The organism is Citrobacter sp. S55_ASV_140 (assembly GCF_018919505.1).
Classification (GTDB): domain Bacteria; phylum Pseudomonadota; class Gammaproteobacteria; order Enterobacterales; family Enterobacteriaceae; genus Citrobacter; species Citrobacter werkmanii.
The window spans coordinates 1-6,926 of record NZ_JAHLQZ010000198.1 but is presented as its reverse complement, the minus strand read 5'-3'; the positions used below and the strand labels follow the sequence as shown (position 1 = coordinate 6,926).

Annotated in this window: 6 protein-coding genes; 2 read left to right on the top strand and 4 right to left on the bottom strand. The window is 52.0% G+C overall.

The genetic code is table 11. The features are described from left to right. The 4 genes from KQJ18_RS20045 to caiT all read right to left on the bottom strand — a co-directional run. Positions 1 to 733 (bottom strand): AMP-binding protein (locus tag KQJ18_RS20045; RefSeq protein WP_216422573.1); only part of this gene is annotated, 733 nt, incomplete at its 3' end. Between the two features lie 62 nt (positions 734 to 795). Then, a complete protein-coding gene (caiB, locus tag KQJ18_RS20040; protein WP_038637101.1) occupies positions 796 to 2,013 on the bottom strand; it encodes an L-carnitine CoA-transferase in 1,218 nt (405 codons plus the stop codon). 82 nt (positions 2,014 to 2,095) lie between these two features. Continuing rightward, positions 2,096 to 3,238, bottom strand: coding sequence for a crotonobetainyl-CoA dehydrogenase (caiA, locus tag KQJ18_RS20035; protein WP_003018898.1), 1,143 nt, complete (start codon positions 3,236 to 3,238; stop codon positions 2,096 to 2,098). 34 nt (positions 3,239 to 3,272) lie between these two features. Next, positions 3,273 to 4,790 carry an L-carnitine/gamma-butyrobetaine antiporter gene (gene caiT, locus KQJ18_RS20030; protein WP_038637104.1) on the bottom strand — a complete coding sequence of 506 codons (1,518 nt, stop codon included), beginning with the start codon at positions 4,788 to 4,790 and terminating at the stop codon, positions 3,273 to 3,275. 480 nt (positions 4,791 to 5,270) lie between these two features. On the opposite strand from caiT, the gene KQJ18_RS20025 reads away from it, so the two are divergent. Then, a complete protein-coding gene (locus KQJ18_RS20025) occupies positions 5,271 to 6,041 on the top strand; it encodes an electron transfer flavoprotein FixA (RefSeq protein ID WP_216422572.1) in 771 nt (256 codons plus the stop codon). Positions 6,042 to 6,056: 15 nt separating this feature from the next. Continuing rightward, positions 6,057 to 6,926, top strand: an 870-nt coding sequence (locus tag KQJ18_RS20020) for an electron transfer flavoprotein subunit alpha/FixB family protein (protein ID WP_216422571.1), incomplete at its 3' end; no start/stop codon positions are given.

Here is a 6,926-nt window from a genome sequence, read left to right as displayed (position 1 = left end):
GCACAAAGGTGCTGCCGGCGGAAAAGGCCGGCATTGCGGCGGTACACTGACAGTCGATATGAAAAGCGGGCATCACCGTCATGTATACGTCATCATCGCGCAGGGCGATTTGCCAGGCAGAGTAATAGCCCGCAAAGCGCAGGTTATAATGGGTAATCACCACCCCTTTTGGACGCGAGGTGGTACCGGAGGTAAACAGAATTTCCGCCGTATCGTCAGTGGATAACGCAGGCGTATAGCACAGGGTGGTCGACTGACGAGCCTGCAGTTGGGTAAAGTGGCTCACGCCATCGTCAGCCGGAAGCTGCTCGCCAATCAGACAGATATGATTAAGCGGAGTGCTATTTTCCTGGCGTATTTCACGGTACATAGGATAAAACTGGGCGCTGGTAACCAGCAGGCTCACCTGGCTGTTTTGCAGGATCCAGGCACTTTCTTCGCCCAGTAAGCGAGCATTGATCGGCACCATAATGGCGCCGATTTTTGCCAGTCCAAACCAGCAAAAGATGAATTCCGGACAGTTATCCAGATGCAGTGCGACCCTATCGCCCTTGCGGATCCCTAAGGAATGAAAAAGGTTCGCCGTGCGGTTAATCTCTTCATTGAGCGAGGCATAGCTAAATTGCCGAACGATTCCTTCACAGGATTCGAAAATTAACGCCGTTTTATTTCCGTACACCCCGGCCAGGTCGTCCCACATCTGACGTAAGTTTTGTCCGCCAACGATATCCATATTGCTTTATCCACTGAAATCAGGCGTGAGCGCTAACCCACGAGCGGGTTAGCGCGTCGCGTTTATTCCTCAACCCTGGCCAGGCCTTTGCCGACCAGCTCATTTATGTCTGCTTCGCTATAACCAATGTTTTTCAGAATGGCGGCGGTATCCATGCCGTGTGATGGCATGCCACGCCAGATTTTCCCCGGGTTGTTTTTAAATTTCGGCATGATGTTCGGCCCTTTGCAGGTGCGGCCGTCCATTGTTTGCCACTGAGTAATGGATTCGCGAGCAACGTACTGCGGATTGCCTTCCAGTTCCGGAATGGTTAGCACCTTCGCACAGGCGATATTCAGCTCAGCAAAGCGCGCCTGGACTTCGGCGATGGTATGCGCTGCCAGCCAGGCGTCCAGTTTCTCTTCGACGAGCGGGCCGTAAGGGCATTCCACGCGATGGATTAGCTGCGTGCCTTCCGGAACTTCCGGCGTACCGAGAATGTGGGCCAGGCCTATATCTTTAAAACACTCGTTGATTTGCGTGATGCCGACCAACTCCATGACGATGTAACCATCGGCGCATTTATACAGGCCGCAACCGGCGTAGTAGGGATCTTTCCCTTTCGTCATACGTGGACAGATTTCGCCGCCGTTGAAGTAGTCCATCATGAAGTACTGACCCATGCGCAGCATCACTTCGTACATGGCGATATCGATGCTTTCACCTTTACCCGTTTCGCGCACTTTGTGCAGGGCCGCCAGCGCCGCTGTCGTTGCGGTCATTCCGGAGAAGTAATCCGCGGTATACGGGAAGGCTGGCATCGGTTGGTCAACGTCGCCGTTTTGGATCAGATAACCACTGAACGCCTGCGCGATGGTGTTATACGCCGGAAGATTGGTGTACTCCTCCGTACCAAACTGGCCAAAACCGGAAAGGTGGGCAATGACCAGTTTCGGGTTATGTTCCCACAGCACTTCATCAGTAATACCGCGGCGTGCAAAGGCCGGGCCTTTACTGGCTTCAATGAAAATATCGGTGGTTTCCATCAGTTTCAGAAACGCTTCCCGACCTTCATCTTTGAAAATATTGAGCGACAGGGCGTGCAGGTTGCGGCGTGAGAGCTGCGGGTAGTTAGGCTGTACGCGGATGGTATCGGCCCATGCGACGTTTTCAATCCAGATAACCTCGGCGCCCCATTCGGCGAACATCTGTCCGGCGAACGGACCGGCGATTTCGATCCCTGAAAAAACAACGCGTACTCCAGCAAGAGGGCCAAAGGTTGGCATTGGTAAATGATTCATAATTTTTCTCCTGGCATTTATGGGGGCCACGTAGGCCGGATGGCGACGCGAGCGTCTCATCAGGCCTACAGGTTGCGCCGTTCTATCGGTATTGCTTGAGTACCGCACGGCCTAACGTCAGGATCTGCATTTCATCAGAACCACCAGAAACGCGGTCAACACGCAGGTCACGCCAGAAACGCGTGATGCGGTGGTTGCCCGCGATACCAACACCTCCCAGTACCTGCATGGCGGTGTCTACCACTTCAAACGCGGCGTTGGCGCAGAAGTATTTGCACATTGCCGCGTCGCCGGAGGTAATAGTGCCGTTATCTGCTTTCCACGCGGCTTCCAGCAGCATGTTTTTCATGGAGTTCAGTTTGATCGCCATATGCGCAAACTTCTCCTGAATCAGCTGGAAACGGCCAATAGTTTCACCAAACTGCACGCGCTGATTAGCGTAACGCGCGGCATCTTCAAAAGCGCACATTGCGGTGCCGTAGTTGGTCAGCGCGACGAGGAAGCGCTCATGGTCAAACTCTTCTTTCACGCGGTTGAAGCCGTTACCTTCCCGACCGAACATGTCTTTTTCGTCCAGTTCAACGTCGTCAAAGGTGATTTCACAGCAGCTATCCATGCGCAGACCGAGTTTCTCCAGTTTGTTGACCTTGATACCCGCTTTGCTCATGTCGACAAACCATTCGGTGTAAACAGGCTTATCCGGCGATGCACCGTCTCTCGCCATGACCACGATGTACGGGGTATAGGCGCTACTGGTGATAAAGCACTTACTGCCATTAAGATAAACCTTACCATTTTTGCGTGTATAAGTGGTTTTCAGACTACCGACATCCGATCCCGCTCCCGGTTCGGTGATAGCAGAGTTCCACATCTGCTTACCGGTGCCCTGGAACGCCATGATTTTATCAATTTGCTCCTGAGTCCCTTCACGCAGGAAAGTGTTAAAACCTCCCGGCAATTGGTACAACACGTAAGTTGGTGCGCCAAGACGTCCCAGCTCCATCCAGACGGCGGCGACGGTAACAAAACCCGCTTCCAGACCGCCATGTTCTTCCGGGATCAGCAGGCTATCAATGCCCATATCCGCCAGCGCTTTTACAAAACGCTCAGGGTAGACGCTGTCACGATCGCACTCGGCAAAATAAGCTTCCCAGTTCTCACTGGCCATCAGTTCACGAATACCGGCGACAAACAGTTCCTGCTCGTCATTTAAGTTGAAATCCATCTTTCAGCCTCTTGATCAATTGGGTTAATAAGAATTACTTGTCTTTCCAGTGCACTTTGGCGTCTTTAATAAAGGACAGCGTCACCATAATGTTGACGAAGAACAGCGGGCATCCTCCGGCGATAATTGCGGTCTGAATCGGCTTCAACCCACCCAGTGCCAGCAGAACGATACCGATGATGCCGACCAGCACCGACCAGCCGATACGCACTAACAGAGGCGGTTCTTCACCATCGCGAACTTCGCGACAGGTGGACATCGCCAGGGTGTAAGAGCAGGCGTTAATCAGCGTTACGGTGGCGATAAAGCAGAGGATAAAGAAACCCCACATGGTGGCGGTGCTGAGCGGTAAGGCGGCCCAGGTTTCGATAATGGCGCGCGCCACGCCGTGTTGTTCAATCAACTGCGGAATGTTGAGGATGTTTTTATCCATCAGCAGCAGCGTGTTGCTGCCAAGGACAGTCCACAGGATCCAGGTAGACGCGGTCAGACCCAGTACCATCCCGAAGCACAGTTCGCGTACGGTGCGACCACGAGAAATACGGGCCAGGAAGATACTCATCTGGATGGCGTAAATTACCCACCACGCCCAGTAGAAAACGGTCCAGCCCTGCGGGAAGCCGCCTTTACCGATGGCATCGGTATAGAACAGCATCCGTGGCAGATGCATCAGCAACATCCCGACGGAGTCGGTGAAGTAGTTCATGATGAAGCTGGCGCCGCTGACGATAAACACCCAGCCGAGCATCAGGAAGCTCAGATAGCTACGTACGTCACTGGCGATCTTGACCCCTTTTTGCAGGCCACAGGCCACGCAAATGGCGTTCAGAATGATCCAGCAGGTAATGATGATGGCGTCGAGTTGCAGCGTATGCGGAATACCGAACAGGTACTGCATACACTCGGTGACCAGCGGGGTAGCCAGACCGAGGCTGGTGCCCATTGCGAAGATCAGCGCCACCAGGTAGAAGTTATCAACGATGGTACCGAACAACCCTTTCGCATGTTTCTCACCGACGAGCGGTACCAGCGTGGAGCTGGGACGGATGACATCCATCTTACGTACAAAGAAGAAGTAGGCGAAGGCTACAGAAAGGAAGCTATAGGTTGCCCACGGCAGCGGCCCCCAGTGGAACAGGCTGTACGCCAGACCTATCTCTTTCGCGCCCGTGGAATTTGGTTCCAGGCCGAACGGCGGGGTGGAGATATAGTAGTAGATCTCAATAGAGCCCCAGAACAGCACCGCAGCGGATGTACAGGACGCGAACATCATAAAAATCCAGCTGGCGGTGCTAAACTCCGGTTTTTCGTCACCTAATCTCTTTTTGGCATAGGGGCCAAAAACCAGCCAGAACCAGCCGAATAGCATGATGACCATATACCATTCAAATGCCCATCCCCAGACGTTGGTGACATAACTGAATACCGCATTAATAACGACGTTAGCGGCATCAAGATCTCTTACTGTTAGCCAGCAAAGTATTCCGACAATTATTAATGGCGGAAAAAAAACCTTCGGTTCAATTCCCGATTTTCTCTTTTCATTTTTCATAAGTGAATTCCAGTGTGAAAACGAAATTTATTTAGCGTGCCCGTATTTGAACGTTTGTTTATTTATTATTAATGGTTTGTTGATAACTTATTAACCTCTGGGACACCTCAACGAGTAACTCATAATGGGTATTCATTTCGCGTGATTCTGTTACTTGCGTCACACTTTTTTGTGCTGGTTATTTTATCTTGAAATGTCTGTTTTTTATTTATAAATCATATAGTTGGTGTTGGTTTTTTAACTTTTTTAAGTGTCTGGCGTTCAATATTGTTGAACCAGCAAGCAATATTGAAAATTTTCATATTTGACGTGTTTCTTTCAATATTGGTGAGGCATGTAACACTATTGAAAGTTACGAATTTCAATGTGTGACATTTTCAATATTGGTGATTAAGGTTTTATTTCCGAATTAAAGAGCGTGATATCTGTATTTAACACCGCCGATATAAATACGTTTCCTTCATGATTTCTGGAGATGCAATGAAGATAATTACTTGCTACAAATGCGTACCTGATGAACAGGATATTGCGATTAATAATGCTGATGGTTCACTCGATTTCAGCAAAGCGGATGGCAAAATCAGCCAATATGATCTGAATGCAATTGAAGCTGCTTGCCTGTTAAAACAGCAGGTGGGAGACGCTCAGGTTGTCGCCATGAGCGTTGGCGGCAAAGCGCTGACTAATGCAAAAGGGCGCAAAGATGTTCTTTCTCGTGGCCCTGATGAACTGATTGTGGTGATTGACGATCAATTTGAGCAGGCGCTGCCGCAACACACCGCTACCGCGCTGGCCGCCGCGGCGCAAAAATCAGGTTTCGATCTGCTTATTTGCGGCGACGGTTCTTCCGATCTTTATGCTCAGCAGGTTGGTTTGCTGGTAGGCGAAGCGCTGAACGTTCCGGCGATAAACGGCGTGAGTAAGATCCTCTCTCTTACTGACAGTACGCTGACGGTAGAACGCGAACTGGAAGATGAAGTTGAAACGCTGAGCATCCCGCTCCCGGCGGTGATCGCGGTTTCCACCGACATCAACACTCCACAAATCCCTTCGATGAAAGCCATTCTTGGCGCGGCGAAAAAACCGGTTCAGGTCTGGTCGCCTGCGGATATCGGGCTGAACAGCGTACCCGCGTATTCCGTACAACAGGTTGCCGCACCGAAGCAGCGCGAGCGTCAGCGTGTGGTGATTGAAGGTGACGGTGAAGAACAAATCGCCGCGTTTGTCGAGAATCTGCGCAAAATCATTTAATTATCAGGGGATGTTATGAACAAATTTTCCAGTGTCTGGGTATTCAGCGATACCCCTTCTCGTCTGCCCGAACTGATGAGTGGCGCGCAGGCTGTAGGTGAAAAAGTTAACGCGTTCGTACTGAACGAAGCGGATAGCGCGACAGCATGTCATTTAGGCGCGGATCATGTCTGGCTGCTCAGCGGCAAACCAGAAGACCGCATGATCGAAGACTACGCTGATGTGATGGCTGAGACTGTTCGTCAGCATAGCGAGGGCGGCGCGGTACTGCTGCCGAATACGCGCCGGGGCAAACTGTTGGCGGCAAAGCTGGGCTTTCGCTTGTCGGCTGCGGTTTCCAACGACGCCAGCGAAGTCGCCCTGCAGGATGGAAAAGCGGCGGTTAAGCATATGGTCTACGGCGGTCTGGCGATAGGGGCAGAAACCATTGCTTCGCCGTTTGCCGTGATCACGCTCAGCAGCGGAACGTTTGACGCACAAGACCCGGACACTTCTCGCAGCGGTGAGATGCACACCGTGCAGTGGCAGGCTCCGGCCATTGCCGTGACCCGCACCGCAACCCAGGCGCGTCAGAGCAACAGCGTCGATCTCGATAAAGCGCGTCTGGTGGTCAGTGTGGGACGCGGTATCGGCAGCAAAGAGAATATCTCGCTGGCCGAAGCGCTGTGCCAGACGATTGGTGCTGAGCTGGCCTGTTCTCGCCCGGTAGCGGAAAACGAGAAGTGGATGGAGCACGAGCGCTACGTCGGTATCTCCAACCTGATGCTCAAGCCTGAACTGTATCTGGCGGTGGGGATCTCCGGTCAGATCCAACACATGGTCGGCGCCAACGGCGCGCAGACGATTTTCGCCATCAATAAAGATAAAAATGCGCCGATCTTCCAG

Excerpts from the sequence above, each read along its gene's own strand:
- caiB (WP_038637101.1), bottom strand. The coding sequence starts at position 2,013 with ATGAATCATTTACCAATGCCAACCTTTGGCCCTCTTGCTGGAGTACGC.
- caiA (WP_003018898.1), bottom strand. The coding sequence starts at position 3,238 with ATGGATTTCAACTTAAATGACGAGCAGGAACTGTTTGTCGCCGGTATT.
- caiT (WP_038637104.1), bottom strand. The coding sequence starts at position 4,790 with ATGAAAAATGAAAAGAGAAAATCGGGAATTGAACCGAAGGTTTTTTTT.
- KQJ18_RS20025 (WP_216422572.1), top strand. The coding sequence starts at position 5,271 with ATGAAGATAATTACTTGCTACAAATGCGTACCTGATGAACAGGATATT.